This is a genomic window from Enterobacter sp. 22499 (assembly GCF_052044815.1).
Taxonomy (GTDB): domain Bacteria; phylum Pseudomonadota; class Gammaproteobacteria; order Enterobacterales; family Enterobacteriaceae; genus Enterobacter; species Enterobacter bugandensis.
Genome location: NZ_JBQENR010000002.1, coordinates 35487 through 60698, shown reverse-complemented (window position 1 = coordinate 60698; position 25212 = coordinate 35487). Strand labels below are relative to the sequence as shown.

The 25212-nt window shown below is 53.6% G+C and carries 27 protein-coding genes and 3 tRNA genes; 17 read left to right on the top strand and 13 right to left on the bottom strand.

Going from position 1 to position 25212, the window contains the following annotated elements; genetic code table 11:
* The first annotated feature begins 49 nt into the window (after positions 1 to 49).
* The 4 genes from pgsA (at position 50) to ACTJI7_RS08215 (ending at position 1045) form a co-directional block, all read left to right on the top strand.
* Positions 50 to 598: a CDP-diacylglycerol--glycerol-3-phosphate 3-phosphatidyltransferase gene (gene pgsA / locus ACTJI7_RS08230; protein WP_041909393.1), complete on the top strand. Its 549-nt coding sequence runs from the start codon at positions 50 to 52 to the stop codon at positions 596 to 598.
* Between the two features lie 152 nt (positions 599 to 750).
* Positions 751 to 826 (top strand) — tRNA-Gly (locus tag ACTJI7_RS08225).
* 46 nt (positions 827 to 872) lie between these two features.
* A tRNA-Cys gene (locus tag ACTJI7_RS08220) sits at positions 873 to 946 on the top strand.
* A 12-nt stretch (positions 947 to 958) separates the two neighbouring features.
* A tRNA-Leu gene (locus ACTJI7_RS08215) sits at positions 959 to 1045 on the top strand.
* Positions 1046 to 1261: 216 nt separating this feature from the next.
* Here ACTJI7_RS08215 and ACTJI7_RS08210 read toward each other — a convergent pair.
* The 7 genes from ACTJI7_RS08210 to ACTJI7_RS08180 form a co-directional block, all read right to left on the bottom strand.
* Complete coding sequence (locus tag ACTJI7_RS08210; protein WP_028013673.1) at positions 1262 to 1714, bottom strand: DUF3828 domain-containing protein; 453 nt, start codon at positions 1712 to 1714, stop codon at positions 1262 to 1264.
* Between the two features lies 1 nt (position 1715).
* Positions 1716 to 2075 (bottom strand): hypothetical protein, encoded by a 360-nt coding sequence (locus ACTJI7_RS08205; RefSeq protein WP_069733039.1) that lies wholly within the window; start codon positions 2073 to 2075, stop codon positions 1716 to 1718.
* A gap of 161 nt (positions 2076 to 2236) precedes the next feature.
* Complete coding sequence (locus tag ACTJI7_RS08200; RefSeq protein ID WP_045631541.1) at positions 2237 to 2953, bottom strand: ABC transporter ATP-binding protein; 717 nt, start codon at positions 2951 to 2953, stop codon at positions 2237 to 2239.
* Positions 2950 to 3825, bottom strand: a complete 876-nt coding sequence (locus tag ACTJI7_RS08195) for an ATP-binding cassette domain-containing protein (protein ID WP_045260336.1) — start codon at positions 3823 to 3825, stop codon at positions 2950 to 2952. The genes ACTJI7_RS08200 and ACTJI7_RS08195 overlap by 4 nt, the downstream gene beginning before the upstream one ends.
* Positions 3822 to 5096, bottom strand: a complete 1275-nt coding sequence (gene livM / locus ACTJI7_RS08190) for a high-affinity branched-chain amino acid ABC transporter permease LivM (protein ID WP_248177128.1) — start codon at positions 5094 to 5096, stop codon at positions 3822 to 3824. Before livM ends, ACTJI7_RS08195 begins: the two co-directional genes overlap by 4 nt.
* A gap of 11 nt (positions 5097 to 5107) precedes the next feature.
* Entirely contained in the window at positions 5108 to 6022 is a 915-nt protein-coding gene (locus tag ACTJI7_RS08185; protein WP_048959822.1) for an ABC transporter permease subunit, read from the bottom strand.
* Between the two features lie 99 nt (positions 6023 to 6121).
* Positions 6122 to 7243: a branched-chain amino acid ABC transporter substrate-binding protein gene (locus tag ACTJI7_RS08180; RefSeq protein ID WP_232928108.1), complete on the bottom strand. Its 1122-nt coding sequence runs from the start codon at positions 7241 to 7243 to the stop codon at positions 6122 to 6124.
* 415 nt (positions 7244 to 7658) lie between these two features.
* Here ACTJI7_RS08180 and ACTJI7_RS08175 point away from each other — a divergent pair, with 415 nt between their 5' ends.
* On the top strand, positions 7659 to 8327 hold the full coding sequence (locus tag ACTJI7_RS08175; protein WP_028013666.1) for a YecA/YgfB family protein: 669 nt from the start codon (positions 7659 to 7661) through the stop codon (positions 8325 to 8327).
* A 34-nt stretch (positions 8328 to 8361) separates the two neighbouring features.
* Here ACTJI7_RS08175 and tyrP read toward each other — a convergent pair whose 3' ends face one another.
* The 3 genes from tyrP to yecR form a co-directional block, all read right to left on the bottom strand.
* On the bottom strand, positions 8362 to 9573 hold the full coding sequence (gene tyrP / locus ACTJI7_RS08170; protein ID WP_041909407.1) for a tyrosine transporter TyrP: 1212 nt from the start codon (positions 9571 to 9573) through the stop codon (positions 8362 to 8364).
* Positions 9574 to 9817: 244 nt separating this feature from the next.
* On the bottom strand, positions 9818 to 10315 hold the full coding sequence (gene ftnA, locus ACTJI7_RS08165) for a non-heme ferritin (RefSeq protein ID WP_028013664.1): 498 nt from the start codon (positions 10313 to 10315) through the stop codon (positions 9818 to 9820).
* 203 nt (positions 10316 to 10518) lie between these two features.
* The gene (gene yecR, locus ACTJI7_RS08160) at positions 10519 to 10857 is read right to left on the bottom strand and encodes a YecR family lipoprotein (RefSeq protein WP_063154944.1); all 339 of its coding nucleotides are present in this window, start codon (positions 10855 to 10857) and stop codon (positions 10519 to 10521) included.
* Between the two features lie 254 nt (positions 10858 to 11111).
* Here yecR and ACTJI7_RS08155 point away from each other — a divergent pair, with 254 nt between their 5' ends.
* The 3 genes from ACTJI7_RS08155 (at position 11112) to ACTJI7_RS08145 (ending at position 12312) form a co-directional block, all read left to right on the top strand.
* Positions 11112 to 11750, top strand: a complete 639-nt coding sequence (locus tag ACTJI7_RS08155; RefSeq protein WP_028013662.1) for an RpiB/LacA/LacB family sugar-phosphate isomerase — start codon at positions 11112 to 11114, stop codon at positions 11748 to 11750.
* 118 nt (positions 11751 to 11868) lie between these two features.
* Positions 11869 to 11952: a stress response protein AzuC gene (azuC, locus tag ACTJI7_RS08150; protein WP_014884364.1), complete on the top strand. Its 84-nt coding sequence runs from the start codon at positions 11869 to 11871 to the stop codon at positions 11950 to 11952.
* 108 nt (positions 11953 to 12060) lie between these two features.
* Complete coding sequence (locus ACTJI7_RS08145; RefSeq protein WP_008500405.1) at positions 12061 to 12312, top strand: DUF2766 family protein; 252 nt, start codon at positions 12061 to 12063, stop codon at positions 12310 to 12312.
* Between the two features lie 40 nt (positions 12313 to 12352).
* On the opposite strand, the gene ACTJI7_RS08140 is transcribed toward ACTJI7_RS08145, so the two are convergent.
* Both ACTJI7_RS08140 and ACTJI7_RS08135 read right to left on the bottom strand, forming a co-directional pair.
* Positions 12353 to 13696 (bottom strand): anaerobic C4-dicarboxylate transporter, encoded by a 1344-nt coding sequence (locus ACTJI7_RS08140; RefSeq protein ID WP_028013661.1) that lies wholly within the window; start codon positions 13694 to 13696, stop codon positions 12353 to 12355.
* 163 nt (positions 13697 to 13859) lie between these two features.
* Positions 13860 to 14363 carry a non-heme ferritin-like protein gene (locus ACTJI7_RS08135; protein WP_028013660.1) on the bottom strand — a complete coding sequence of 168 codons (504 nt, stop codon included), beginning with the start codon at positions 14361 to 14363 and terminating at the stop codon, positions 13860 to 13862.
* Between the two features lie 787 nt (positions 14364 to 15150).
* On the opposite strand from ACTJI7_RS08135, the gene araF reads away from it, so the two are divergent.
* From araF to otsA, 5 genes are all read left to right on the top strand, one after another.
* Positions 15151 to 16140, top strand: coding sequence for an arabinose ABC transporter substrate-binding protein AraF (gene araF / locus ACTJI7_RS08130; RefSeq protein WP_008500409.1), 990 nt, complete (start codon positions 15151 to 15153; stop codon positions 16138 to 16140).
* 71 nt (positions 16141 to 16211) lie between these two features.
* Complete coding sequence (araG, locus tag ACTJI7_RS08125; RefSeq protein WP_063154943.1) at positions 16212 to 17726, top strand: L-arabinose ABC transporter ATP-binding protein AraG; 1515 nt, start codon at positions 16212 to 16214, stop codon at positions 17724 to 17726.
* Positions 17727 to 17740: 14 nt separating this feature from the next.
* Complete coding sequence (araH, locus tag ACTJI7_RS08120) at positions 17741 to 18721, top strand: arabinose ABC transporter permease AraH (RefSeq protein ID WP_032644894.1); 981 nt, start codon at positions 17741 to 17743, stop codon at positions 18719 to 18721.
* 176 nt (positions 18722 to 18897) lie between these two features.
* On the top strand, positions 18898 to 19701 hold the full coding sequence (otsB, locus tag ACTJI7_RS08115) for a trehalose-phosphatase (protein WP_028013657.1): 804 nt from the start codon (positions 18898 to 18900) through the stop codon (positions 19699 to 19701).
* The gene (gene otsA, locus ACTJI7_RS08110; RefSeq protein WP_028013656.1) at positions 19676 to 21100 is read left to right on the top strand and encodes an alpha,alpha-trehalose-phosphate synthase; all 1425 of its coding nucleotides are present in this window, start codon (positions 19676 to 19678) and stop codon (positions 21098 to 21100) included. Before otsB ends, otsA begins: the two co-directional genes overlap by 26 nt.
* 16 nt (positions 21101 to 21116) lie before the next feature.
* Here otsA and uspC read toward each other — a convergent pair whose 3' ends face one another.
* Positions 21117 to 21545: a universal stress protein UspC gene (gene uspC, locus ACTJI7_RS08105; protein ID WP_063437716.1), complete on the bottom strand. Its 429-nt coding sequence runs from the start codon at positions 21543 to 21545 to the stop codon at positions 21117 to 21119.
* Between the two features lie 795 nt (positions 21546 to 22340).
* On the opposite strand from uspC, the gene flhD reads away from it, so the two are divergent.
* The 4 genes from flhD (at position 22341) to motB (ending at position 25209) form a co-directional block, all read left to right on the top strand.
* Positions 22341 to 22691, top strand: a complete 351-nt coding sequence (gene flhD / locus ACTJI7_RS08100; RefSeq protein ID WP_028013654.1) for a flagellar transcriptional regulator FlhD — start codon at positions 22341 to 22343, stop codon at positions 22689 to 22691.
* 2 nt (positions 22692 to 22693) lie between these two features.
* Positions 22694 to 23272 (top strand): flagellar transcriptional regulator FlhC, encoded by a 579-nt coding sequence (flhC, locus tag ACTJI7_RS08095; RefSeq protein ID WP_013096051.1) that lies wholly within the window; start codon positions 22694 to 22696, stop codon positions 23270 to 23272.
* Positions 23273 to 23395: 123 nt separating this feature from the next.
* Positions 23396 to 24283, top strand: coding sequence for a flagellar motor stator protein MotA (gene motA, locus ACTJI7_RS08090; RefSeq protein ID WP_008500417.1), 888 nt, complete (start codon positions 23396 to 23398; stop codon positions 24281 to 24283).
* Positions 24280 to 25209, top strand: a complete 930-nt coding sequence (motB, locus tag ACTJI7_RS08085; protein WP_028013653.1) for a flagellar motor protein MotB — start codon at positions 24280 to 24282, stop codon at positions 25207 to 25209. The genes motA and motB overlap by 4 nt, the downstream gene beginning before the upstream one ends.
* The last annotated feature ends 3 nt before the right edge of the window (positions 25210 to 25212 follow it).

The window sequence follows — 25212 nt, the reverse complement described above, 5'->3', positions numbered from 1 at the left end:
GTAGCAACATAGAGCTAAATTTTACTGACAACAAATAGTTACCGTCACTATGCAATATAATATCCCTACGTTGCTCACTCTCTTTCGTGTTGTACTCATTCCGTTCTTTGTGCTGGCGTTTTACCTGCCGGTCGTCTGGGCACCGTTCGCCTGCGCATTGATCTTCCTTATTGCAGCGGTAACTGACTGGTTTGATGGCTATCTGGCGCGCCGCTGGAACCAGAGCACCCGTTTCGGCGCCTTTCTCGATCCGGTAGCGGATAAAGTGATGGTCGCGATCGCGATGGTGCTGGTGGCTGAGCACTATCATACCTGGTGGGTGACGCTGCCCGCCGCAACTATGATTGGCCGTGAGATCATCATCTCTGCGTTGCGTGAGTGGATGGCGGAGCTGGGGAAACGCAGCAGCGTGGCGGTATCCTGGATTGGTAAAGTGAAAACCACTGCGCAGATGGCCTCGCTGGTGTGGATGCTCTGGCGCCCGAACGCCTGGGTTGAGTGGGCGGGGATTGGCCTCCTGTGGGTCGCGGCGGTGCTGACGCTGTGGTCAATGCTGCAATATTTGAACGCTGCGCGCGGGGATTTGCTTGATCAGTGATCGTTTCGCCGTAATTTTCAGCAAACAATCCAGACAAGCAAAAAATAACGTTGACTCATCACGTCATATCAGTAGAATGCAACGCATCGAACGGCGGCACAGTAAGCCGGACGATAATGAAATCAAGTGGTTAGCAGTTATCTTGATAACATGCGGGAATAGCTCAGTTGGTAGAGCACGACCTTGCCAAGGTCGGGGTCGCGAGTTCGAGTCTCGTTTCCCGCTCCAGATTAAAGACATGCGCAATAGCGGGTGTCAGTTAGAAAAGTTTTACGGCGCGTTAGCAAAGCGGTTATGTAGCGGATTGCAAATCCGTCTAGTCCGGTTCGACTCCGGAACGCGCCTCCACTTTCTTCCCGAGCCCGGATGGTGGAATCGGTAGACACAAGGGATTTAAAATCCCTCGGCGTTCGCGCTGTGTGGGTTCAAGTCCCACTCCGGGTACCATGGGAAACAAAGAATAATCAAAGCAATAAGCAGTGTCGTGAAACCACCGAAAGGTGGTTTTTTTGTGCCTGAAATCCACTTTCTTGCATCATTGTTATTATTCAGTTATTCAGTTATTCAGTTATTCAGTTATCCAGAGCGAAGGTGTATTTGTCGGCGATACGACAGGGATTCGCGAAGATGCATTGCATCAGTACCCCTGTCATATCGCCGATATCATTCTGCGCTCAGGTTGTCAGAAATATTCACGCTTGCCACGGACTGAACTTTCCATGCGCCATTTTCTTTGACCATGCAGTCAATCACGGTGTGATCCCGCTTTTTGCCGAATGATATATACACCTGCATGCATGCGGCATCGTAATCTAATGCCCGCGCACTGACGATGCCCCAGTCATCATCATATCCCTGGGCCTTTATGAACATATCGACGTCAGGCACGTCATATTCATCCGGATCCAGCTTATCCATGGCTTTGAGTTTGCTGATTGTTTCGCGGGTAACGTATCGGCTCAGCGCTTCATAGTTTTTTATTGGCTCTTTCCCGCTAAGAATCTGCGAGATGTACCACTTATTAAACTGAAGGGCGGCGGATGCCTCAGGGGGTAGCTTCTGTGCAGCTGATACGAGAGTGGGCAGAAGCAGGGCAGCAAGAATTATTTTTTTCATGTTAGTCATGCCTGTATATTGCATACGCTGGCTTTACTTCCCGGTATTCTTTTCCCGGATACATTGTTCGCTGAACAAAATCAGAGTACCAGATGCCGTTCCCGCCATAGATGCATGCATGGCCATAGGGGTGGTGGGCTGTAGGCTGAATCACTGCCACGTCACCCTCAACAGGCTCGCCGTAAATCTGATGGAAGCCAGCCAAAATCAAATTGCTTTTCATATCCTTAGCATAATGTGTGTTCTGCAGATTAGCACCGCCAGCGCGAATCGCTTTTGAAACAAATTCTGCACATCTTTTCTGGCTATGCTCGCCCGCATGCTGGCGGGCGTAAACTGCGGCTTTATGGGCACTCCACATAATTTAATCCCTTATAGAACTAATGGTTAACAAGGGAAACATTACGCCTGTAAGTTGCAGTTTTTTGTAAATAAGGGTGATCGGAATTAAACCACTATCTGTTTGTATAATGGTGTTTGGTTAATCCATACGGCATCTTTATGCCCGCTATCGCGGGCGTTTTAATATCCACCCAAATACGCCTTCCTCACCTCCTGATTTCCCAGCAGCTCCTCGCCGCTGCCGCTCAACCGGATCTGCCCGTTAACCATCACATATCCGCGGTCGGAAAGCTTCAACGCATGGTGCGCATTCTGCTCCACCAGAAAAATGGTCATGCCGTTGCGGGCCAGCTCGCGCAGCGTCTGGAAGATCTGTTTCACAACTATCGGCGCTAAGCCCAGGCTCGGTTCATCCAGCAACAGCAGCCTGGGACGGCTCATCAGCGCCCGGGCGATCGCCAGCATCTGCTGTTCCCCGCCGGACATGGTCATCGCGCGCTGCTTGCGCCTCTCTTTGAGGCGAGGGAACAGGTCGAACATGGTTTGCATATCTTCAGCCGCAAACCGGTTGCCGATGGGGATGGTTCCCATCAGCAGGTTCTCTTCGACGGTCATATCCGGGAAGACACGCCGGCCTTCAGGCGCCTGCGCAATGCCGCCGGAGGCGACGTAGTGGGTGGATTGATGGCTGATGTCGTCACCACTGAACAGAATCTGCCCGCTCCGGATGCGCGGCTGGCCAAAGATAGACATCAGCAATGTCGATTTACCCGCGCCGTTCGCGCCAATCAGCGCCACGGTCTCACCTTTATTGACCTCCAGGGAGACCTGCTTCAGCGCCTGAATGGCACCGTAGAACACATCCACCTTGCGAAATGCCAGCAGCGGTTCGGTCATAGGGTCACCTCGCTTTCGTCCGTACCCAGGTAGGCAGCAATCACCTTTTCATCATGCTGAATCTGTTCGGGCTTCCCTCTGGCAATAACATCGCCGTGGTCGAGCACGATAATGTCGTCCGAAATCTCCATCACCATCCCCATATCATGTTCAATCAGTAAGACCGTGATGTCATGACGATCGCGCAGGAAACGAATAATGCTGCTCAGCTTATGCGTTTCGACCGGGTTAAGTCCGGCGGCAGGCTCATCGAGACAGATCATCTCGGGCCCGGTACACATTGCCCGCGCGATCTCCAGACGCCGCTGCTGCCCGTACGACATCTCTCCCGCCAGGCGATTGGCGCACTCCACCAGGTCCACCACCTCCAGCCAGTAGAAGGCCCTGTCCAGGGCATCGCTTTCCGCCCGCCGATATGCCGGCGTGTTTAAGATCCCGGCGAGCAGATTGCGGTTAACGCGCATATGCTGCGCGACCAGCAGGTTTTCCACGACAGACATCTCGCGAAAAAGGCGGATGTTCTGAAAGGTGCGCGCCAGCCCGGCGCGGTTCACCAGGTGCGTTCCGCCAAACATTTTGTAGAACAGGCGCTGCCCGAACTGCGCGGGGTTAATCCAGTCGCCAGGCTGGAATTTTTGTCCGAGGACCTGAATAACGTTGGTCGTTTTAGTTCGGGTAGAAAATAAAATATTGCCGCCGGAGGCCTTATAGAAACCCGTCAGGCAGTTAAACACGGTTGTTTTTCCCGCTCCGTTTGGCCCGATAAGGGCGGTAATGGAGCCGCGCTGCACGTCCAGATTAACGTCGTTAAGCGCCTTAATCCCACCGAAGTGCATCATCAAATGTTCCACGCGCAATATCGTTCCGTTCATGGCGCCACGCCCTTACGCACGGCAAACCCGCTGCGGTTAATGCGGATCAGGCCGCGTGGACGCCAGATCATCATCACCACCATCAGCATGCCAAACAGCAGGACGCGGTACTCCGCAAAACTGCGCAGCAGCTCCGGCGTTACCGTAAGCACGAAGGCGGCCAGCACCACGCCAAGGGTAGAGCCCATGCCGCCCAGCACCACGATGGCGAGGATCAGCGCGGATTCAAAGAAGGTAAAGGAGGTCGGATTCACAAACCCCTGATAGGTTGCGAAGAACACCCCGGCAATCCCCGCGGTCGACGCGCCCAGCGTAAAGGCGGAGAGCTTCACCAGGACGTGATTCAACCCCATCGAGCGGCAGGCAATTTCGTCTTCGCGCAGGGCTTCCCACGCCCGGCCAATCGGCATCCGCGTCAGGCGGTGTTTGACGTAGAGCACCAGCATCACAACCAGAAACAGTACCGCGTAGATAAAAATAAACTTCATGTTCGGGTTGTAGGTCAGGTGGAAAAACTCGTGAAAAGGCACGCCGCCCTCTTTCGCGCGTCGTCCAAATTCCAGGCCGAAAAAGGTGGGGGGAGGGGCTGACACGCCGTTTGGCCCCCCCGTGAAGGTCAGCCAGTTGTTCAGGATCAGGCGAATGATCTCCCCGAACCCGAGGGTGACGATCGCCAGATAGTCGCCGTGCATGCGCAGTACCGGGAAACCGAGCAGGGCACCGGCGGCGGCGGCCATGATTGCCGCCAGCGGCAGCATGGTCCAGAAGCCTAACCCCAGATACTGATACCCCAGCGCCAGACCATACGCGCCAATCGCGTAGAAGGCGACGTACCCCAGGTCCAGCAGGCCGGCCAGCCCCACGACGATGTTCAGCCCCAGACCGAGAAGCACGTAGATCAGCCCGAGAATGGCGACGGTCAGTACATATTTGGTGGCGACAAACGGGAAGCAAACCGCAAGCGCAATCACCAGAGGAATAATCCAGCGCATGCGGCTTTTGTAGTCCGGAGCCCTAACATAGACGCCCGCGTTATCGGCTTCGAAGCGCGCCTGGAAACGAGCGCCCGCGGCGGTACCCAAAAAAGCGCTCAAGAGAAAACGCCCCAGCATTACAATGCCGACCATCCAGGCCAGCCGTTGTCCGGCAAAGTTAAAGCTGTACCCGTCCAGCACCACGCCGGCAATCGGGCCGAAGATAATCAGCGCAATCAGCCCGGAAAAAATCGCGTCCAGAACGCAGCGCTTTAGAGAAAAACCGTGCGATGTCATCATTCTCTTCCTCACACTTTGGCCACAACCGGGCGCCCGAGCAGACCCTGGGGCCGGAAAATCAGGATCATGACCAGCAGGCCAAACGAGAAGACATCTTTATAGTCCGAGTTCACCATGCCCGAGAACTGGGCTTCTGCGACGCCCAGGATAAGGCCACCGAGCATGGCGCCGGGCAGGGAACCGATACCGCCGAGCACCGCCGCCGTAAAGGCCTTAATGCCAATCACAAACCCGACGTAGAAATCAAAGGTGCCGTAATTCATGGTGATGAGCACGCCCGCCAGGCCGGCCATCGCCGCGCCGATAACAAAGACCAGGGAGATAATCCGGTCGGTGTTGATCCCCAGAATAGAGGCCATTTTGCGATCCTGCTGCACCGCGCGGCACATCCGCCCCAGCCGGGTATGGTTGATTATCCACGTAAGCAACAGCATGCCGGCAAACGAGGCGAGCAGAATAAACACTTTGGTGTAGGTTATCTGCACGAACCCGTCGCCAAGATGCAGTCGAATCACGCCGTCGAGCATGGTCGGCACCCCTTGCTGGCGCGGGCCCTGGCTTAGCTGGGCGTAGTTTTGCAGGATAAGCGACATCCCGATGGCGGAGATAAGCGGCGCCAGGCGCGTGGAGTTGCGCAGCGGCCTGTAGGCGATACGCTCGATAGTCCAGCCGTACACGCCAGTTACCGCGATGGTGAACACCAGCGTACCCAGAATCAGCAGGGGGAAGGACTCAAGCCCGAAGAAAGAGAGCAGCGCCAGACCAATGGCGCAGAGATAGGCGGAAATCATATACACTTCGCCGTGGGCGAAATTGATCATCCCGATAATGCCGTACACCATGGTGTAGCCGATGGCGATCAGGCCGTAGACGGAGCCCAGCGTTAAGCCATTGACTAACTGCTGCAGGAAGAATGTACTCATCTTAGCGCGCTCGTTTTATAGGCTGCGCGAGGCGCGCAGCCTGATGTTTATTACGCACCGACGGGCAAGCCCGCCGACGTTGAGCGTGATTCCGTCCCGTTACTGCACTTCCTTATATTTTCCCTTGTCGTCCCACTGGTAAACCACGTAGTCAGACACTTTCAGGTCGCCTTTGCTGTCCCAGGCTTTTTTGCCCATCACCGTGTCGACGGAATTGGCTTTCAGCCACTCGCTGGCTTGCGCGGAATCCTTGCCGCCGGTGGCCTTGAAGGCTGCGGCAATGGCCTGTACGGAGGCATAGGAGTAGAGGGTATAACCTTCCGGCTCGAATTTACCGGCGCGGAATTTGTCGATAACCGCTTTACCATCCGGGATCAGGCGCGGATCTTTACCAAAGGTCATGTAAATGCCGTTGGTATATTGCGGGCCGCCCGCTGCCGTCACCATCTCTTCGTTGACAATGCAGTCGCCGGAGAAGAATTTCGCCTGCACCCCCTGTTCACGCATCTGGCGAACCAGCGGGCCAGCTTCCGGGTGACAGCCGCCGAAGAACACCACGTCAGGTTTTTGCGCGCCGATCTTCGTCACCAGCGCGTTAAAGTCTTTTTCACCGCGGGATAAACCTTCATACATCACATCCTTGACCCCGCGCTTCGCCAGCGCCGCTTTGGTGGCATCAGCCAGTCCCTGTCCATAGGTGTCTTTATCGTGAATGATGACCACACGTTTGGCTTTCAGCTTGTCGATGATGAAGTCGCTGGCGACCTGACCCTGCTGGTCGTCGCGGCCGCACATGCGGAACATGTCGCTCATGCCGCGTTCGGTGATCTGCGGGTTAGTTGAGCCGGGAGTAATCGCGATGATGCCCGCGTCGCTATACACTTCGGAGGCGGGCATGGTGGAAGAGGAGCAGAAATGGCCGACCACGGCGTTGACCTTATCCTGGTCGACTAAGCGGTTGGCGACGGCCACCGCCTGCTTAGGCTCGCAGGCGTCATCCCCTTGAACCAGTTTGATCTTCTCACCGTTAATACCGCCTGCGGCGTTAATGTCTTCGGCGGCCTGCGTTGCGCCGTGCCAGTACTGATCGCCGTAGGTGGCATTAGGGCCCGTGAACGGTCCGGCGACACCGATCACGATATCTGCCCGGGCGGAAAATGCCGTTACCAGACAACCGGCCAGCACAAGAGAAACAGGCGTTTTGATAAATTTCAGCGACATTATTATGTTCCTTAGCAAAGAGGTTTTTGCACCACGGCGTAAGCCTGAACGCCCAGGGCGCAGCCAATCCAAAAACACGAGCAAGAACAAAATGCACTAAACGAACAGCATCCTGCGTGATACGGCGAGGTTTCCATGCGCAGCGTCGCGCGAAGAACAGCAAGCAAAAACGTTGCCAGAATGGTTAACCCCTTGACGGGGTTATGACATGTTTGAGTATAGAGCGCCGCGTTATCCCGCCCTGCGCCAGGAGAAGAATTTACAGCGGAGATCACACATCGTTAACAATAAAGCCCATAAGTTGTGCAACGGTCACGATTTGCACACTTTTGCAGCAATAAAGACCTAAACTTCAGCCAGGGCAGGCGTACGATCTGTGGTAGGATCCTTTCCTTTTTTATCAGGAGTGTCCGCGATGACGGAAGGTCCATTAAATGAAAGCGAAATGGCGTGGCTGGAAGAGACATTAATGTCTTACGGTCATGACGATGCGTCCGTGATTGACGTGTCCGAACTGGACGGCATGCTAACTGCAGTGCTTTCCGGCCCTGTTGTCGTTGAGCCAGATGCCTGGCTGGTGGCGGTGTGGGGCGGGGAGAAGTACATCCCGCGCTGGAAAAACGATCGCGAGATGAACCGTTTTATCGATCTCTGCTTTAAGCATATGAACGACATTGCCGAGCGCCTGAGTGAATACCCGGATCAGTTTGAGCCGCTGTTCGGCTATAACGACGTTGACGGGGAGAGTTACACCGTGGTCGAAGAGTGGTGCTATGGCTACATGCGCGGCGTGGCGCTGACGGACTGGTCAGCCTTGCCGGAAGCCCTGAAGGCCGATCTCGACGTGATTGCCCTGCACGGAACGGAAGAGAACAGCGAGAAGCTGGATGAACTGTCCGAAGAGGAGTATATCGCCAGCATCGAGAGCATCCAGCCTGCGGCCCTGCGCTTATACAACTACTGGGTGGAGAACCCGCAGCAGCCGGAAGCGAAGAAGCCTGTCGTGAACGGCACGAAAGTGGGGCGTAACGATCCGTGTCCTTGCGGCAGCGGGAAGAAGTTTAAGAGCTGCTGCCTGCACTGATAAAAAAAGGGGCTGATGATAGCCCCTTTTATCTTTAACCCACTTCCGGCAGCATCCCGGCGGCAATCAACACCTGCACCAGAATAATCATTACCCCGCAGCCAAACACAACGCACAGCAGCGGTTTTCCTCCCGCGACGCGATATCCTTGCTGAGGATGCTGCTGACGGCTTTTCCACGCCAGCAGGGAAGGGAGCAGCAGGGCCAGGACAGAGAGCGCCACCCCCGCGTAGCCCAGCGCCATCACAAACCCGCGAGGGTAAAACAGCGCAAACGCCAGCGGTGGCAGGAAGGTAATGGCTCCGGTCTGTAACCGCCCGGCGGCAGTATTGCGACGCTGGAACAGGTCGGCCAGGTAATCGAACAGGCCGAGCGCTACGCCCAGGAACGAGGTCGCGAGCGCCAGGTCGGCAAACAGGTGAACCGCCAGCTCCACGTGCGGCGAGGTGACCACCTCGCGCAGCGACAACAGAAAACCGTTCAGGCCAGCGTGCTGCGCCATCAGCCCGACGAAGGTTGAAGAGTCAATGCTACCCAGCGTCACCAGCTGCCAGAAAATGTAGGCGATCAGCGGAATGGCGCTGCCGATAACAAACACACGACGCAGCTTGCGGACATCGCCGTTCATATAGCTGACGATGCTCGGCACGCTGCCGTGGAAGCCAAACGAGGTGAAAATGACCGGGATGGCGGAAAGCGCCAGCCCTTGCTCCAGCGGCAGCGTCAGCAGGTTCACCTTGTGCACGTGCGGTGCAAGCAGCGCCAGCATGACAACCAGAAACAGAATTTTGGCGCTGAAGAGAAAACGGTTAAAGAGATCGACCAGCGATGTGCCCACGCAGACCACGCCGCCGCCAATAAGCGCAAAGAAGATGGCCCCCGTTGCAGGGGTAATGTCAGAGCCAAACCAGTCGTTGACGCTGGAGGCGATAAGCTCTCCGGCACCGCTGATATACGCGGCCGTGAGGGCGTACATCAGGAACATCATGCTAAAGCCGGTGATCCACTGGCCGTAGCGTCCCAGATAGCGCGCCGCCAGCGAACCCAGCCCGGTATCGGCGGGCACATGCTGGTAAACCTCAAGCAGCAGCAGTGCGGTATAGCACATTAATGCCCAGAGCGTGCCAAGCAGCAGCAGGGTCATCCCAAATCCCACTCCCGCGGCAGCCAGAGGCATTGCCAGCATTCCTGCGCCAATCGTCGTTCCGGCGACGATAAAAATACTTCCCAGGGTTCTGTTCTTCACGCTTTCCTCTACAACGACGCTTAACCGCAACAAAATCTGCGGCGCAGAGTAAGGCAAAAGCGGTAATTCGTCAAACCACCGTTACAAGGCGTGTAATGAAAGGTTTACGTATTGCGCTACTGCCCATCCTGAGTGGGGCGACGGTCAGGCGTGACGTAAATAGGACGTATGGGGAATAAAATGCGTGTTTTAATGCAGGGAAAGGTAAATTAACGCGGCGCCGGAAACCGGCACCGCGCTGATATTAATTCTGCGTATCGAGAGTCGACAGTTCTTTATCAATAAAGTAAAGTCCTTCGCCGGATTTACCCACCAGGGATAATTTATCCAGCACGGATTTAAACAGCTTCTCTTCTTCGTGTTGTTCCGCAACGTACCACTGCAGGAAATTAAAGGTTGGATAATCCTGGCCGATCATTGCCGCATGAACCAGTTCGTTAATTTTCTGGGTGATCAGCTGTTCGTGCTCGTAGGTGGCGCGGAACAGTTCGTCGAGAGAATTATATTCAGCAAAAGGCGATGCCACGTTCTCGATGCGCGGCAGGCTGCCCGTATCGGTCAGATAATCAAACAGGCGCTGCATGTGGGTCATCTCTTCCTGGGCGTGACGACGCAGAAACGCGGCCGCACCTTCAAAGCTGTGATAGCTGCACCAGGCGCTCATCTGCTGGTAGAGAAGGGATGAATAGAGCTCAAGGTTCATTTGTGCATTGAGCTTGTCGATCATTTCAGTTTTCAGCATGGTGGCGCTCCGGATTATTATTACGGGTTCATAATGAGCGACACTATAATTTGTTATTTAATTATTTGCAAAACGTAAAATTAAATATTTGTTCTTTTAAAATACGAATGGGAATAAAACGCATTGGCGATATTTATTTTTATTAATGCGAATTATTTTTGTTCTTAGTTAAATAAAGCGCCAGCAAACGCTGGCAGCTTTGGTTAATACCAGGGATTATTTGCCTTAGGGTTAACGGCATACCCCATGCACTTATACTGGATAGTAACGCTCTCGTTCAGGCACAAAGAGCCGCTTGTCAGGGTACAGGTTTTGACCGGTTGCCCGTAGGCAGAGGCGGTGGCATAGCCCATGTTCTGACAGGCTTTTACCGCGGTACCGTTATTAACATATTCATCGGACCAGGCGTTTTGCAGCACGGCCTGGCCATAGTCGAGGCGGACAATGCCGTTCGGCGCGTCGAGGCTGCTGATTTCCGCCTGGCGTTTAACGCTGCATCCCGCGAGCAGCAGGAGTGTAGCGGCTACGATGGCTCTTTTCATGGTTCGCTCTGAGTGGATGGAAATACGTTATCGTACCCGCAGATGCCCGCTGCAATGCCAGGAATAGCCGGACGATCTACCCTCACTCTTTGCAACGGACGGCGTAGATCCTCCCCTTCACAAAATTGTGAGCGTGCATTGGATTTTTAAAACTCCATTTCATTTACTTTGAAAGTCTGTTTATTTGATGCCAGAATGAACGGGAATAGGTATCCATGGCGGGGAGCGCCCGCAGCGCATTCTGGAGAGACACGATGAAAATTGCACTGATGATGGAAAACAGCCAGGCGGCTAAAAACCCAGTCATATTAAAAGAGTTGAAAACGGTAGCCGATGAAAAAGGGTTCCCGGTTTACAACGTGGGTATGAGCGACGAAAACGATCATCACCTGACCTACATCCACCTGGGCATTATGGCGAGCATTTTGCTGAATGCGAAAGCGGTGGATTTTGTGGTCACCGGCTGCGGCACCGGGCAGGGGGCGCTGATGTCGTTAAACATCCACCCTGGCGTGATTTGCGGCTACTGCATCGATCCCGCAGACGCGTTTCTCTTCGCGCAAATCAATAACGGCAATGCGCTCTCTCTGCCTTTTGCCAAAGGGTTTGGCTGGGGAGCGGAGCTAAACGTTCGCTTTATCTTTGAAAAGGCGTTTACCGGCCGAAAAGGGGAGGGTTATCCTCCAGAGCGTAAAGAGCCGCAGGTGCGTAATGCCGGTATTCTGAACCAGGTAAAAGCGGCCGTGGTAAAAGATAACTATCTTGACTCGCTGCGAGCCATCGATCCTGAGCTGGTGAAGACCGCTGTTTCCGGCCCGCGTTTCCAGCAGTGCTTCTTTGAAAATTGCCAGGATAAGGCGATCGAGGATTTTGTTCGCAGTATCGTGGGTTAATGCGCACTGCGCAGTTTAAATTGTGATATGCGTCACAAAAATATTGATTTTTGTGACGATGGTCATATTATAGGCACATTGACTATAAAGTTGTATAACAAGTTAATGGAGCATCACAATGAAACTGCGCAAAATCCTGAAAAGTATGTGGGCCAATTACTGCCGCACTTTTAAAGACGTGCCGCCTGGCGCCATGTTCTGATAAAAAAACCTGCTTCGGCGGGTTTTTTTGTGTCCTGCGGCAAGGAAGGGCAGATGTCACGGGCCACGTTTTGATACTATGGCGGCCTTTGAATAAGGAGAAACCCCCATGTCACAAAACCTGAGCGCCGATCAGGAACTGGTCTCTGACGTTGTTGCCTGCCAGCTGGTTATTAAGCAAATTCTTGATGTTCTGGACGTTATTGCACCGGTTGAAGTGCGCGAGAAGATGTCCACGCAGCTGAAAAACATCGATTTTGCCAGCCATCCCGCGGCTGCCGACCCGGTGACGCTTCGCGCGATCCAGAAAGCCATCGCGCTGATTGAACTGCGCTTTACGCCGCAGGGCGAGTCTCATTAAAACGCGAACGGGCGACCGCGCGTGTCGCCCGTTGAAAACGTTAAAAGAAGGTCTGGACCAGCAGGTAGCTCGCCGCGCAGGCGCAGCTCACGCCAATTAGCCCCGGCAGAATAAAGCTGTGGTTAATGATGAATTTGCCGATGCGGGTTGTTCCCGAGCGGTCAAAGCCGATGCAGGCTAAATCACTCGGGTAGGTCGGCAGAACAAAATAGCCGTAGGACGCCGGGAAGAAGGCGATCAGCATTTTTGGATCGATGCCCAGCATCAATCCCATCGGCGCCACGGCCGTCAGGGCCGCCGCCTGGCTGTTTACCAGCTTCGACACCAGGAAAAGCACGATGGCATACGTCCACGGATGGCTTTTCACCACCCCTTCCAGCGCCAGCTTTAACTCATCGAGATGCGCCTGGAAAAAGGTATCGCTCATCCACGCCACCCCGAACACCGAGAAGATCGCCACCATACCGGCCTTGAATACCGCACCGTTTGAGATGGCTGAGGCATTGACCTTGCAGGCCATCAGCATCACGGCACCGGCGATGAGCATCATCATCTGAATGACGAGGTTCATCGACAGGGCCGTCATTTTACCTTTCAGTTCGAAGGCCGGGCGCAGTTCGGGGAAAGCCCCGAGCAGGACTACCACCGCAATACCGGCAAAGAAAATCCATGTCGACCAGTAGGCCTGCTTCGGAAAACGCTGGTTCATTAACGTCTCCGTGCCGCCATAGATAAACTCGCGCTGTTTGGGATCTTTCAGTTTCTCCTGAAACTCCCCGTCATCAGCTAAATCTTTCCCCCGACGTAAACTCCACAGGGCCGCGATCGCGACGCCGAAAAGCGAAGCGGGAACCGATACGGCGAGGATTTCCAGGATCCCCCAGGCGTGCCCAATCCCATGCTGTGCGGCCAGGATGGAGACTAGCGACACAACGGCGACGGAAACCGGAGACGCGGTGATCGCCATCTGGGATGCCACCGATGCCACCGCCATTGGGCGTTCCGGGCGGATCCCTTTTTTCAGGGCGATATCCGCAATGATGGGGAACATGGTGTAGACCACGTGCCCGGTGCCGCACAGAAAGGTCAGCATCCAGGTGGTAAAAGGGGCGAGAAGCGTGATGTGCTGCGGGTGTTTGCGCAGCAGGCGTTCAGCAAACTGCATCATGACGTTGAGGCCACCCGCGGTCTGCAGGGTAGCGGCACAGCCAATCACCGCGAGAATGGTTAACATGACGTCAACCGGAGGCTTGCCGGGCTGGAGCCCAAAGACAAAACACAAAATAAAAAGGCCAATACCGCTGATTAACCCAAGCCCCATGCCGCCGAAACGTGTTCCCGTCAGCAGGCAGAGGAGAATGACAACAAACTCAATGGTGATCATGCTTTTCCCTCGTCAATGATTATGTAATTAAATAAATCATTACATTTTGTAAGGTTAATCATTGAGAGCGAGATCTGATTTGTTAAATTTCAGCAAAAGCAGAGGGTTGGGGAGATAAGAAGGAACCTGCCTCCCTGAACCAGGGCCAAGGCAGGTTAAACGCTTAGTGGTGCTGCACCGTCACAAGATCGAGCAGGTGGCGGTCGGCTTGCTCCGGGCGTAAACCGGCCTGGCGCGCATTGTGGATCTCATCCGCCAGCGTTTTCAGCAGCATACCGTCCTGCTGCTGTTCTTTATCCATATCGCGTAAAAATTTAAGAGTGATGATGTCATGCTGTGCTCTGGCTTCATCGGCCAGCTTGTTGAGCGTCGTACAGCGCTGCTCATGCTCTTCCAGCGTTTTCTGGAACAGTTCTTCCAGAGAAGAGTAATTTTCATTGATCCCATCAAGGGCTTTAACAACCGGGTTAGCCCCCGCGGCCTTCAGGAAGTTAAAGACGCGCATCATATGGGTGACGTTGCTTTGTGCCTGTGAACGAAAGAACGTGGCAGAGCCCGTGAGACTTTTTTCAGAACACCATGCACTTAAGTGAAGGTGCAGGTTCGAGGCGTAGAACTCAAGGTTCATCTGCGCGTTAAGTTTTTGCATCATCGTTTGGGTAGCCATACTCATATCCTTATAGACTGTGGGACGTGATGTCCGCTGCTTAACCTGACAGCCAGGCAAATACGAAGAAAAACAGAATTGCAATTTTTGCAGTGACTAAAATCGATCGAAAATTCACTTCCTGTGTTCGATATAAATAAGCATACCTTTGTCTTATGATTAAGAAAACTCTTAATTAGGCTGTGTTTACCATACATTACAAAGTTTAATATAGTACAAAAATACAAATATATAGCCACCAAATGAAATTTTATTAAGCTGTTGATATTAAAGGCTAAGTGTCTTTATAGGGATACTGATTTACTTTCGTGAACATTTAGCCGGAATAATGCTCTGTAAGAAAAATAAATACAGATTATTCATTTCAAATATATGATGCGTTGCTGAATTTGCGCTAAGTCAATTTTAACGGAATAACGCCTTTTCATGACGCGTTCGTTTTTTTGATGAAAAGCATGAATCCTCGTCAGGGGAGAGCCGCAGCGACATCCGCCGTAAGGCATCAGGGATTTCTTAGCTAATCTTATGGATAATTCTGCTTACCCTGCTTTCATTTGTCAGACAATTCCTGCCTTTTTTATGTCATTTTTCGCTGAATTTATGTACGCAATTACTGTAATTCTGCGGTGTGATGGGGCTCTCTTATGGATGATTAATTTCCCGCTAAAACTATCACCAGCAATAACGCTTATGACGAGGTAAGCGCTAATGCCTTGTTTTAAGTCCGATTAAATAAGAAGCACGCAAATCTTCCCTACAGAAAAGAATGCTAAAGCTGGAGTTTACCATGCACAAATTTACTAAAGCGCTGGCGGCCATCGGTCTGGCTGCCGTTATGTCACAATCCGCTATCGCTGAGAATTTAAAACTCGGTTTTTTAGTAAAACAGCCGGAAGAACCCTGGTTCCAGACCGAATGGAAATTCGCTGATAAAGCCGGAAAAGATTTAGGTTTTGAAGTGATTAAAATCGCCGTGCCGGACGGTGAAAAAACCCTGAACGCCATCGACAGCCTGGCGGCCAGCGGCGCGAAAGGCTTTGTTATCTGCACTCCGGATCCAAAACTCGGATCGGCAATTGCGGCGAAAGCCCGCGGTTACGACATGAAGGTTATTGCGGTTGACGATCAGTTCGTTAATGCCAAAGGCAAACCGATGGACAGCGTTCCGCTGGTCATGATGGCGGCGACCAAAATCGGTGAACGTCAGGGGCAGGAGCTTTATAAAGAGATGCAGAAACGCGGCTGGGATGTGAAAGAGACCGCCGTCATGGCCATCACCGCAGACGAGCTGGACACGGCGCGTCGTCGTACGACCGGTTCAATGGACGCGCTGAAAGCGGCTGGCTTCCCTGAAAAACAGATCTATAAAGTGCCAACCAAATCTAACGACATCCCGGGCGCCTTTGACGCGGCGAACTCTATGCTGGTCCAGCACCCGGAAGTGAAGCACTGGCTGGTGGTCGGCATGAACGACAACACCGTGCTGGGCGGCGTGCGCGCGACGGAAGGTCAGGGCTTCAAGGCGCCTGACGTTATCGGGATCGGCATCAACGGCGTGGATGCGGTGAGCGAGCTGTCCAAAGCGCAGGCCACCGGCTTCTACGGCTCTCTGCTGCCAAGCCCGGACGTTCACGGCTACAAATCCAGCGAAATGCTCTACAACTGGGTCACCAAAGGGGCTGAACCGCCGAAATTTACCGAAGTGACCGACGTGGTGCTGATTACCCGCGACAACTTCAAAGAGGAACTGGCGAAAAAGGGACTGGGCGGTAAGTAATACGCTGTGATTGTGCCCCTTACTCGCCGTAAGGGGCCAGACGTACACACTACAGGAATCACGGAGTCGTTATGCAACAGTCTAATCCGTATCTCTCTTTTCGCGGCATCGGGAAAACGTTTCCCGGTGTTAACGCGCTGACCGATATCAGCTTCGACTGCTATGCCGGCCAGGTTCATGCCCTGATGGGGGAAAACGGAGCGGGGAAATCCACGCTGCTAAAAATCCTCAGCGGCAACTACGCGCCAACAACCGGCACGCTGGCCATTCGCGGTGAAGAGGTGGCCTTTGCCGATACCACGGCGGCGCTCAACGCCGGTGTCGCCATTATCTATCAGGAACTGCACCTCATCCCTGAGATGACCGTGGCCGAAAATATCTATTTAGGCCAGCTTCCGCACAAAAGCGGCGTGGTGAATCGTTCGCTACTTAATTATGAAGCGGGGCTGCAGCTTAAGCATCTTGGTCTGGACGTCGATCCCCAGACCCCGCTGAAATACCTCTCCATCGGCCAGTGGCAGATGGTTGAAATTGCCAAGGCGCTGGCGCGTAACGCCAGGGTTATTGCCTTTGATGAACCCACCAGTTCGCTCTCCGCACGTGAAATCGAAAACCTGTTCCGCGTGATCCGCGAGCTGCGGCAGGAAGGCCGCACCATTTTGTACGTCTCGCACCGCATGGAGGAGATATTTGCCCTGAGCGATGCCATCACCGTATTTAAGGATGGGCGCTATGTGCGCACCTTTACCGATATGCAGCAGGTTAACCATGATCAGCTTGTTCAGGCGATGGTCGGGCGCGATCTGGGCGATATCTATCACTGGAAACCGCGCGAGTACGGCCCCGAGCGCCTGCGTCTGGACAACGTCAAAGCGCCGGGCGTGAGAACGCCGGTTTCGTTATCCGTACGCAGCGGTGAGATCGTCGGTCTGTTTGGCCTTGTAGGGGCGGGGCGCAGCGAGCTGATGAAAGGGCTGTTCGGCGGTACACGCATTACCGCAGGGCAGGTCTCCATTGACGGCGAGCAGGTGGATATCCAGAAACCCGCCCACGCAATCAGGGCCGGGATGATGCTCTGCCCGGAAGACCGCAAGGCGGAGGGGATCATTCCGGTGCATTCGGTGCGCGACAACATCAACATTTCCGCCCGGCGTAAATTTATCCGTGCGGGTTGCCTGATTAACGACGGCTGGGAGTCGAGCAACGCCGACCATCATATTCGCTCGCTGAATATCAAAACGCCGGGACCGGAACAGCTGATTATGAATCTGTCAGGAGGAAACCAGCAGAAGGCCATTTTAGGCCGCTGGCTGTCGGAGGATATGAAGGTCATTTTGCTGGACGAGCCGACGCGCGGTATCGATGTGGGCGCAAAACACGAGATTTACAACGTGATATATGAACTGGCAAAACGCGGCGTGGCGGTGCTGTTCGCCTCCAGCGATCTGCCTGAGGTGCTTGGCGTTGCTGACCGCATTGTAGTGATGCGCGAAGGCGAAATCGCCGGTGAAATACTTCATGAACAGGCGAATGAACAACAGGCGTTGAACCTCGCCATGCCTAAAGTCAGCCAGGCTGTCGCCTGAGTAAGGAGTTAATGATGTCCTCTGTTACTACATCCGGAGCGCCGAAGTCGGCTTTTAGTTTTGGACGCATCTGGGATCAGTACGGCATGCTGGTGGTCTTTGCCGCACTCTTCATCGCCTGTGCAATCTTCGTCCCTAATTTTGCCACCTTCATTAATATGAAAGGGCTGGGACTGGCGATTTCCATGTCCGGCATGGTGGCCTGCGGCATGCTCTTCTGTCTGGCCTCCGGTGATTTCGACCTGTCGGTGGCCTCGGTTATCGCCTGCGCGGGCGTCACCACGGCGGTGGTGATCAATATGACGGAAAGCCTGTGGATTGGCGTTTTTGCCGGTCTGTTGCTCGGCGTGATCAGCGGTCTGGTGAACGGTTTTGTTATCGCACGCCTGAAGATTAATGCCCTGATTACCACGCTTGCAACGATGCAGATAGTCCGCGGTCTGGCCTATATCATCTCCGACGGTAAAGCGGTAGGGATTGAAGACGAGCGCTTCTTTACGCTGGGCTACGCCAACTGGCTGGGCCTGCCTGCGCCTATCTGGCTCACCGTGGCCTGCCTGATCCTGTTCGGCTTCCTGCTGAACCGCACCACCTTTGGTCGTAACACGCTGGCGATCGGCGGCAATGAAGAAGCGGCCCGTCTGGCAGGGGTGCCGGTTGTACGCACCAAGATTATTATCTTCGTGCTCTCCGGGCTGGTCTCCGCCGCGGCGGGGATTATTCTGGCGTCGCGTATGACCAGCGGCCAGCCAATGACGTCTATCGGTTATGAGCTGATCGTCATCTCGGCGTGCGTTTTAGGGGGCGTTTCCCTCAAGGGAGGCATCGGAAAAATCTCATATGTGGTGGCCGGTATCCTGATTTTGGGCACGGTGGAAAACGCCATGAACCTGTTGAATATTTCGCCGTTCTCTCAGTACGTCGTGCGCGGCCTGATCCTGCTGGCAGCCGTGATTTTCGACCGTTACAAGCAAAAAGCGAAGCGTACCGTGTAACCCCAGCGCTGACTTTTTATTGCTCAACTAATAACCATAGTTGACCCCTGAACCGCCTCGCCAGTTTTGCTGGCGGGGCGGTTGTCAAATGGCGAGGCCCATCACACTGTCTATACTTACATGGCTATGAAAGAGGTAAAGGCGTTTACCTCTCGTAAACCGTAAGGAGGATTAGGGTGGCTGACTTGTTAACCGCACCGCCTGTACTGCCCGGAAAATATGCTTTCTTTTTTGACCTCGACGGGACGCTCGCCGGGATCCAGCCGCATCCTGACGACGTGGTCGTACCGGATACGGTGCTAGAGAATTTGCAGCAGCTCTCTCGACTGAACGAGGGCGCATTGGCATTGATTTCAGGGCGCTCAATGGCCGAGCTGGACGTGCTCGCCAGTCCTTACCACTTTCCGCTGGCCGGTGTACACGGAGCGGAGCGCCGCGATATCCATGATCAACTGCATGTTGTATCACTCCCCGATACCTTAATTCAGGCGTTACATACTGAACTCTCCTCGGCGCTCGCGTCGCTCCCGGGCACGGAACTGGAAGCGAAAGGCATGGCGTTCGCCTTGCACTATCGGCAGGCTCCGCATCACGAAGCGGCGATCTTTGCGATTGCCCGCAGCGTTGCCGATGCACATCCGCAGCTCGCGCTGCAGCCGGGGAAGTGCGTCGTTGAGATAAAACCTGAGGGCATCAATAAGGGAGCCGCTATTGCGGCGTTTATGGCGGAACCGCCATTTAAGGGACGTACACCGGTATTTTTTGGCGATGACCTGACCGATGAGGCCGGTTTTCGCGTGGTGAAACAGGCCGGAGGGATCGCCGTCAAGGTAGGGCCTGGTGACACTGTCGCAGAGTGGCGTCTGGCGAATGTCGAGGCCGTCTGGCAGTGGATTTCTGATATCGCTAACCAGCAACAACAACAAATAGCGCAAAACAAAGGGGGAAACCATTATGGGTCGCTTAGTCGTCGTCTCTAACCGAATTGCACCGCCTGATGATAAAAAAGCCAGTGCAGGTGGCCTGGCGGTAGGGGTATTAGGTGCCTTAAAAGCTGCTGGCGGGCTGTGGTTTGGCTGGAGCGGTGAAATCAATGAACAAGAGAAACCGCTTAAAAAGGTGACGCGCGGGAACATTACGTGGGCATCATTTGCGCTCAAAGAGAAAGACTATGACGAGTATTACTCGCAGTTCTCCAACGCGGTCCTGTGGCCTGCGTTTCACTATCGTCTTGACCTGGTGAAATTCCAGCGTGAATCCTTCGAGGGCTACTCGCGGGTGAATGCGCTGCTGGCGGATAAACTGCTGCCTTTAATTGAGGAAGACGATATTTTATGGATCCACGATTATCATCTGCTCCCCTTCGCCAGAGAGCTGCGTAAAAGGGGAGTCAATAACCGGATTGGCTTCTTCCTGCACATTCCGTTCCCGACGCCGGAAATTTTCACCGCGCTGCCGCCGCATGAAGAACTGCTGGAGGCGCTGTGTGATTATGACCTGCTGGGCTTCCAGACCGAAAATGACCGTCTCGCGTTCCTGGACTCCGTGTCAGGCAAAACGCGCCTGGTAACCAACGGCGGCAAAACCCATACGGCGTGGGGCAAAACCTTCCATACCGAGGTCTATCCGATTGGTATTGAACCCGACGAAATTGCGGAACAGGCCTCGGGCCCGCTGCCGCCGAAGCTGGCCCAGCTTAAGAATGAACTCAAGCACGTGAAGAATATCTTCTCGGTAGAGCGTCTGGATTATTCCAAAGGGTTGCCGGAACGCTTCCTGGCGTATGAAACGCTGCTGGATAAATACCCTCAGCACCACGGTAAAATCCGCTATACCCAGATCGCGCCAACGTCGCGCGGGGAAGTGCAGGCCTATCAGGATATTCGTCATCAGCTGGAGACAGAAGCAGGGCGCATCAACGGGCGCTACGGCCAACTGGGCTGGACGCCGCTCTTTTATCTGAATCAGCATTTTGACCGTAAGATCCTGATGAAGGTCTTCCGCTACGCCGACGTTGGCCTGGTTACGCCGCTGCGTGACGGGATGAACCTGGTGGCAAAAGAGTACGTGGCGGCTCAGGACCCGGCGGATCCGGGCGTGCTGGTGCTTTCCCAGTTTGCAGGGGCAGCGAACGAACTGACCTCAGCGCTGCTCGTTAACCCTTACGATCGGGATGATGTGGCAAATGCCCTCAACCGCGCGCTGACCATGCCGCTGACGGAGCGAATTTCCCGCCATGCCGAAATGATGGAGACGATCCGGAATAACGATATAAATCACTGGCAGGCGCGTTTTATTCAGGATCTACGCGAAATAGCCCCGCAAAGTCACGAAGGCGATCTGCAAAAAAAGATCGCGACCTTCCCTAAACTCGCCTGATATTCCTCTGGGGGGGTTAAGCCCCCCCAAGCGGCACTAACAGCACGTCAACCTGGCTTGAGGCGATAATAGATTTTGCCGCGCAGGTAGCCCTTGATATAAAGCTGTGGTTATGGTTCCCGCAAATCACTAAATCAATATTCTGCTTGCGGCACATATTAAGAATATGGGCATTCAGTTCCCCCGTCGCAATAACGGTTTCATCAATGGGGTACTCTGCTTTTTCGACAAGCTCTCGCAGAAACTGCTGCGTTTCCTCCTGCAAAACCTCACGAATATCTTCCAGCATCGGGGCCGCCAGTTGATTGTACATCTCGGGCTCGGCCGCGAGGGTAATGAGGCTGATGCGCGCATTATGCGGCCGGGCGATGGAAACGGCCCGGGCGACAAGCTGGTGGCTTTCGGGGGAAACGGCAACAGAAACAAGAAGATGGGAGTAACTCATGGCGCACTCCTTAGATGTCTGACAGACAGCGTTTCATCACCATTACCGCGAATTTCCTAGTTTCGCAAGACTTGAATACGACATTAGTGTGAAGCTTATCATAATTATTCATTAATTATTCTTATAAGAAGAATAACTGATAAATGCGCCTAAATGAAAAAAATTAACAACTTAACGTAAGTCACACAAATCCTCGATTTCACTATTAAATCGTTCTAACAAGTTATAAACGCATTTCGAATGATCACGCAATGAAACAATTTTTTTGCCAAAAATGCATAACTCTATGTTTTATCGAAGTAATCAAAATGTGTCCCTGACGCATACGTGATGTAAACGATTGCTGATACTGCACGCACGGGTAAAAGCACATTGCGTGCCACTTATTCTCAAGCTTATGCATGAGTATTCGTCGATTAAGAATACAAAACAGTGCTGATTGCTTAAAAAATGAGCAAATTAGAAGTCATACTGATGGATTTATGGGTAACATTCACTTAAATTGTGTGACGTGGATCACATTTTTTTTAAATTTGAGGGTGGCTGCATTGTATGTGTCAAATCTGGCGAGTAGAGTTTGCGTCGAATTAGGAAAAATCTTAGTTATTTGTAAGAAATGATAAAACCTGTAAGAGATGTAACCGCGTTGCATCCCTTACGCGTTTGGATGAATACAAACCTAGATTCAACTATGCATTTAGCCTTTTCTTTTTTATACCGGGTGATTTCCCGGCGACATCACGGGGTGCGGTCTTTCCGCATAAAAATAATAGTTGGTTATTCGGGATGGGAACAATGCATACATCCGAGTTGCTAAAACATATCTATGACATCAATTTGTCATATTTACTGCTCGCGCAGCGTTTAATTAGTCAGGACAAAGCGTCCGCGATGTTTCGTCTGGGTATTAACGAAGAAATGGCAACCATGCTGGGTGGATTAACCCTCCCGCAGATGGTAAAACTGGCGGAAACGAATCAACTGGTGTGCCAGTTCCGTTTTGATAATCCGCAGACGATAACGCGTCTGACGCAGGAATCCCGCGTGGACGATCTGCAACAGATCCATACCGGTATCCTGCTCTCCACTCGCTTGCTTAGCGACATCAGTCAGCCTGATGACGCAGCCCGTAAGAAAAGGGCCTAGCAATGAGCGAAAAAAGCATTGTTCAGGAAGCGCGTGACATACAGCTGGCCATGGAGCTGATTACGCTGGGTGCTCGTTTACAAATGCTGGAAAGCGAGACTCAGCTGAGCCGTGGTCGCCTCATCAAACTGTATAAAGAGTTACGCGGTAGTCCCCCGCCGAAAGGCATGCTGCCGTTTTCTACGGACTGGTTTATGACCTGGGAGCAGAACATCCACGCTTCCATGTTCTGTAATGCCTGGCAGTATCTTCTCAAAACCGGTTTGTGTAGCGGCGTAGACGCCGTGATCAAAGCGTACAAACTTTACCTTGAACAATGCCCACAGCAGGAAGAAGGCCCTCTGCTGGCGCTGACCCGCGCATGGACGCTGGTGCGTTTTGTTGAGAGCGGAATGCTTGAACTGTCGCGCTGCAATTGCTGCGACGGCAATTTTATTACTCATGCTCATCAGCCTGCAGGCAGCTTCGCCTGTAGTTTATGTCAGCCGCCGTCCCGCGCAGTAAAAAGACGTAAACTTTCCCGGGATGCTGCCGATATTATTCCACAACTGCTGGATGAACAGATCGAACAAGCTGTTTAACCCGAACGTGTGGGCAAGATTCCAGCAGCGGTAAGTCATTACCGCTGCTTTTTTTTACCCCGCAAACGGTAAACGCTGCGAGCTGGACGTCCTTGCCATAGTCACTAGCGGAAGGATGATGTCGTGCTTATCTTATTAGGTTACCTGGTAGTTCTCGGTACAGTTTTCGGCGGTTACATGATGACCGGCGGGCACCTTGGAGCACTCTATCAACCGGCTGAACTTATTATCATCGGCGGCGCAGGGGTAGGGGCTTTTATCGTTGGCAACAACGGTAAATCGATCAAGGGCACGTTGAAGGCAATTCCATTGCTTTTCCGTCGCTCGAAATACACCAAAAGCATGTATATGGATCTGCTGGCGCTGCTCTATCGCCTGATGGCGAAGTCGCGTCAGCAGGGGATGTTCTCGCTTGAACGGGATATCGAAAACCCGAAAGAGAGCGAAATTTTTGCCAGCTATCCGCGCATTCTGGCGGACGCCATGATGCTGGATTTCATCGTCGATTACCTGCGTCTCATCATCAGCGGCAATATGAATACCTTCGAAATTGAAGCGCTGATGGACGAAGAGATCGAAACCCACGAAAGCGAATCTGAAGTGCCGGCCAACAGCCTGGCGCTGGTGGGCGACTCCCTTCCGGCGTTTGGTATCGTGGCGGCGGTCATGGGGGTGGTACACGCCCTGGCCTCGGCGGACCGCCCGGCGGCTGAACTGGGCGCGCTGATTGCCCATGCGATGGTGGGCACCTTCCTCGGTATTTTGCTGGCTTATGGTTTTATCTCTCCGCTGGCAAGCGTGCTGCGCCAGAAAAGCGCGGAAACGACCAAAATGATGCAGTGCGTGAAGATCACGCTGCTCTCTAATCTCAACGGTTACGCGCCACCGATCGCGGTTGAATTTGGCCGTAAAACGCTTTACTCCAGCGAGCGTCCGTCGTTTATCGAGCTTGAAGAACACGTGCGCGCGGTGAAAAACCCAAACCAACAGACGACAACTGAGGACGCATGAAAAACCAGTCCCATCCGATCGTCATCGTCAAAAAACGCAAGCACAAGGGCGGTGGGCACGGTTCCCACGGCTCCTGGAAAATCGCGTACGCCGACTTTATGACCGCAATGATGGCGTTCTTTCTGGTGATGTGGCTGATCTCCATCTCCAGCCCGAAGGAGCTTATCCAGATTGCCGAATATTTCCGTACCCCGCTGGCGACGGCGGTTACCGGTGGGCCGCGTATCTCTAACAGCGAAAGCCCGATCCCTGGCGGCGGCGATGATTACACCCAGCAGAAGGGTGAGGTGAAAAAAGAGCCGAACATCGACGAGCTGAAACGCAAGATGGAGCAGGCGCGTCTGAAAAAACTGCGTGGCGATCTCGACCAGCTGATTGAAGCAGATCCTAAACTGCGCGCGCTGCGGCCGCACCTGAAAATCGATCTGGTCCAGGAAGGGCTGCGTATTCAGATTATCGACAGCCAGAACCGCCCGATGTTTAAAACCGGGAGTGCGGAAGTTGAGCCGTACATGCGTGATATTTTACGCGCCATTGCGCCGGTGCTGAACGGCATTCCTAACCGAATCAGCCTTTCGGGCCACACGGATGACTTCCCGTACGCCAGTGGGGAAAAGGGATACAGCAACTGGGAGCTTTCTGCCGATCGTGCCAACGCCTCGCGTCGCGAGCTGGTGGCAGGTGGGCTTGATGATGGCAAGGTACTGCGCGTGGTCGGCATGGCAGCAACCATGCGGGTCTCCGACCGCGGGCCGGATGACGCCATCAACCGTCGTATCAGTCTTTTAGTGCTGAACCAGCAGGCGGAGCAGGCCATCCTGCACGAAAACGCCGAAAGTCAGAATGAGTCACTGGACGATTTAAAACAGCCTGGGGCCGTCCCTGCGGCTGCCGTTCCAACATCGCCACCAGCCAATCCGAGGTGATAG

Excerpts from the sequence above, each read along its gene's own strand:
- ACTJI7_RS08210 (WP_028013673.1), bottom strand. The coding sequence starts at position 1,714 with ATGAAAAAAATAATTCTTGCTGCCCTGCTTCTGCCCACTCTCGTATCA.
- ACTJI7_RS08145 (WP_008500405.1), top strand. The coding sequence starts at position 12,061 with ATGTCACAAAACCTGAGCGCCGATCAGGAACTGGTCTCTGACGTTGTT.
- araF (WP_008500409.1), top strand. The coding sequence starts at position 15,151 with ATGCACAAATTTACTAAAGCGCTGGCGGCCATCGGTCTGGCTGCCGTT.
- ACTJI7_RS08195 (WP_045260336.1), bottom strand. The coding sequence starts at position 3,825 with ATGAACGGAACGATATTGCGCGTGGAACATTTGATGATGCACTTCGGT.
- ACTJI7_RS08135 (WP_028013660.1), bottom strand. The coding sequence starts at position 14,363 with ATGGCTACCCAAACGATGATGCAAAAACTTAACGCGCAGATGAACCTT.
- pgsA (WP_041909393.1), top strand. The coding sequence starts at position 50 with ATGCAATATAATATCCCTACGTTGCTCACTCTCTTTCGTGTTGTACTC.
- motB (WP_028013653.1), top strand. The coding sequence starts at position 24,280 with ATGAAAAACCAGTCCCATCCGATCGTCATCGTCAAAAAACGCAAGCAC.
- azuC (WP_014884364.1), top strand. The coding sequence starts at position 11,869 with ATGAAACTGCGCAAAATCCTGAAAAGTATGTGGGCCAATTACTGCCGC.
- flhD (WP_028013654.1), top strand. The coding sequence starts at position 22,341 with ATGCATACATCCGAGTTGCTAAAACATATCTATGACATCAATTTGTCA.
- livM (WP_248177128.1), bottom strand. The coding sequence starts at position 5,096 with ATGACATCGCACGGTTTTTCTCTAAAGCGCTGCGTTCTGGACGCGATT.
- ACTJI7_RS08175 (WP_028013666.1), top strand. The coding sequence starts at position 7,659 with ATGACGGAAGGTCCATTAAATGAAAGCGAAATGGCGTGGCTGGAAGAG.
- yecR (WP_063154944.1), bottom strand. The coding sequence starts at position 10,857 with ATGAAAAGAGCCATCGTAGCCGCTACACTCCTGCTGCTCGCGGGATGC.
- ACTJI7_RS08200 (WP_045631541.1), bottom strand. The coding sequence starts at position 2,953 with ATGACCGAACCGCTGCTGGCATTTCGCAAGGTGGATGTGTTCTACGGT.
- otsA (WP_028013656.1), top strand. The coding sequence starts at position 19,676 with ATGGGTCGCTTAGTCGTCGTCTCTAACCGAATTGCACCGCCTGATGAT.
- ACTJI7_RS08185 (WP_048959822.1), bottom strand. The coding sequence starts at position 6,022 with ATGAGTACATTCTTCCTGCAGCAGTTAGTCAATGGCTTAACGCTGGGC.
- ACTJI7_RS08155 (WP_028013662.1), top strand. The coding sequence starts at position 11,112 with ATGAAAATTGCACTGATGATGGAAAACAGCCAGGCGGCTAAAAACCCA.
- ACTJI7_RS08205 (WP_069733039.1), bottom strand. The coding sequence starts at position 2,075 with ATGTGGAGTGCCCATAAAGCCGCAGTTTACGCCCGCCAGCATGCGGGC.
- ACTJI7_RS08140 (WP_028013661.1), bottom strand. The coding sequence starts at position 13,696 with ATGATCACCATTGAGTTTGTTGTCATTCTCCTCTGCCTGCTGACGGGA.
- flhC (WP_013096051.1), top strand. The coding sequence starts at position 22,694 with ATGAGCGAAAAAAGCATTGTTCAGGAAGCGCGTGACATACAGCTGGCC.
- ACTJI7_RS08180 (WP_232928108.1), bottom strand. The coding sequence starts at position 7,243 with ATGTCGCTGAAATTTATCAAAACGCCTGTTTCTCTTGTGCTGGCCGGT.
- araG (WP_063154943.1), top strand. The coding sequence starts at position 16,212 with ATGCAACAGTCTAATCCGTATCTCTCTTTTCGCGGCATCGGGAAAACG.
- ftnA (WP_028013664.1), bottom strand. The coding sequence starts at position 10,315 with ATGCTGAAAACTGAAATGATCGACAAGCTCAATGCACAAATGAACCTT.
- araH (WP_032644894.1), top strand. The coding sequence starts at position 17,741 with ATGTCCTCTGTTACTACATCCGGAGCGCCGAAGTCGGCTTTTAGTTTT.
- uspC (WP_063437716.1), bottom strand. The coding sequence starts at position 21,545 with ATGAGTTACTCCCATCTTCTTGTTTCTGTTGCCGTTTCCCCCGAAAGC.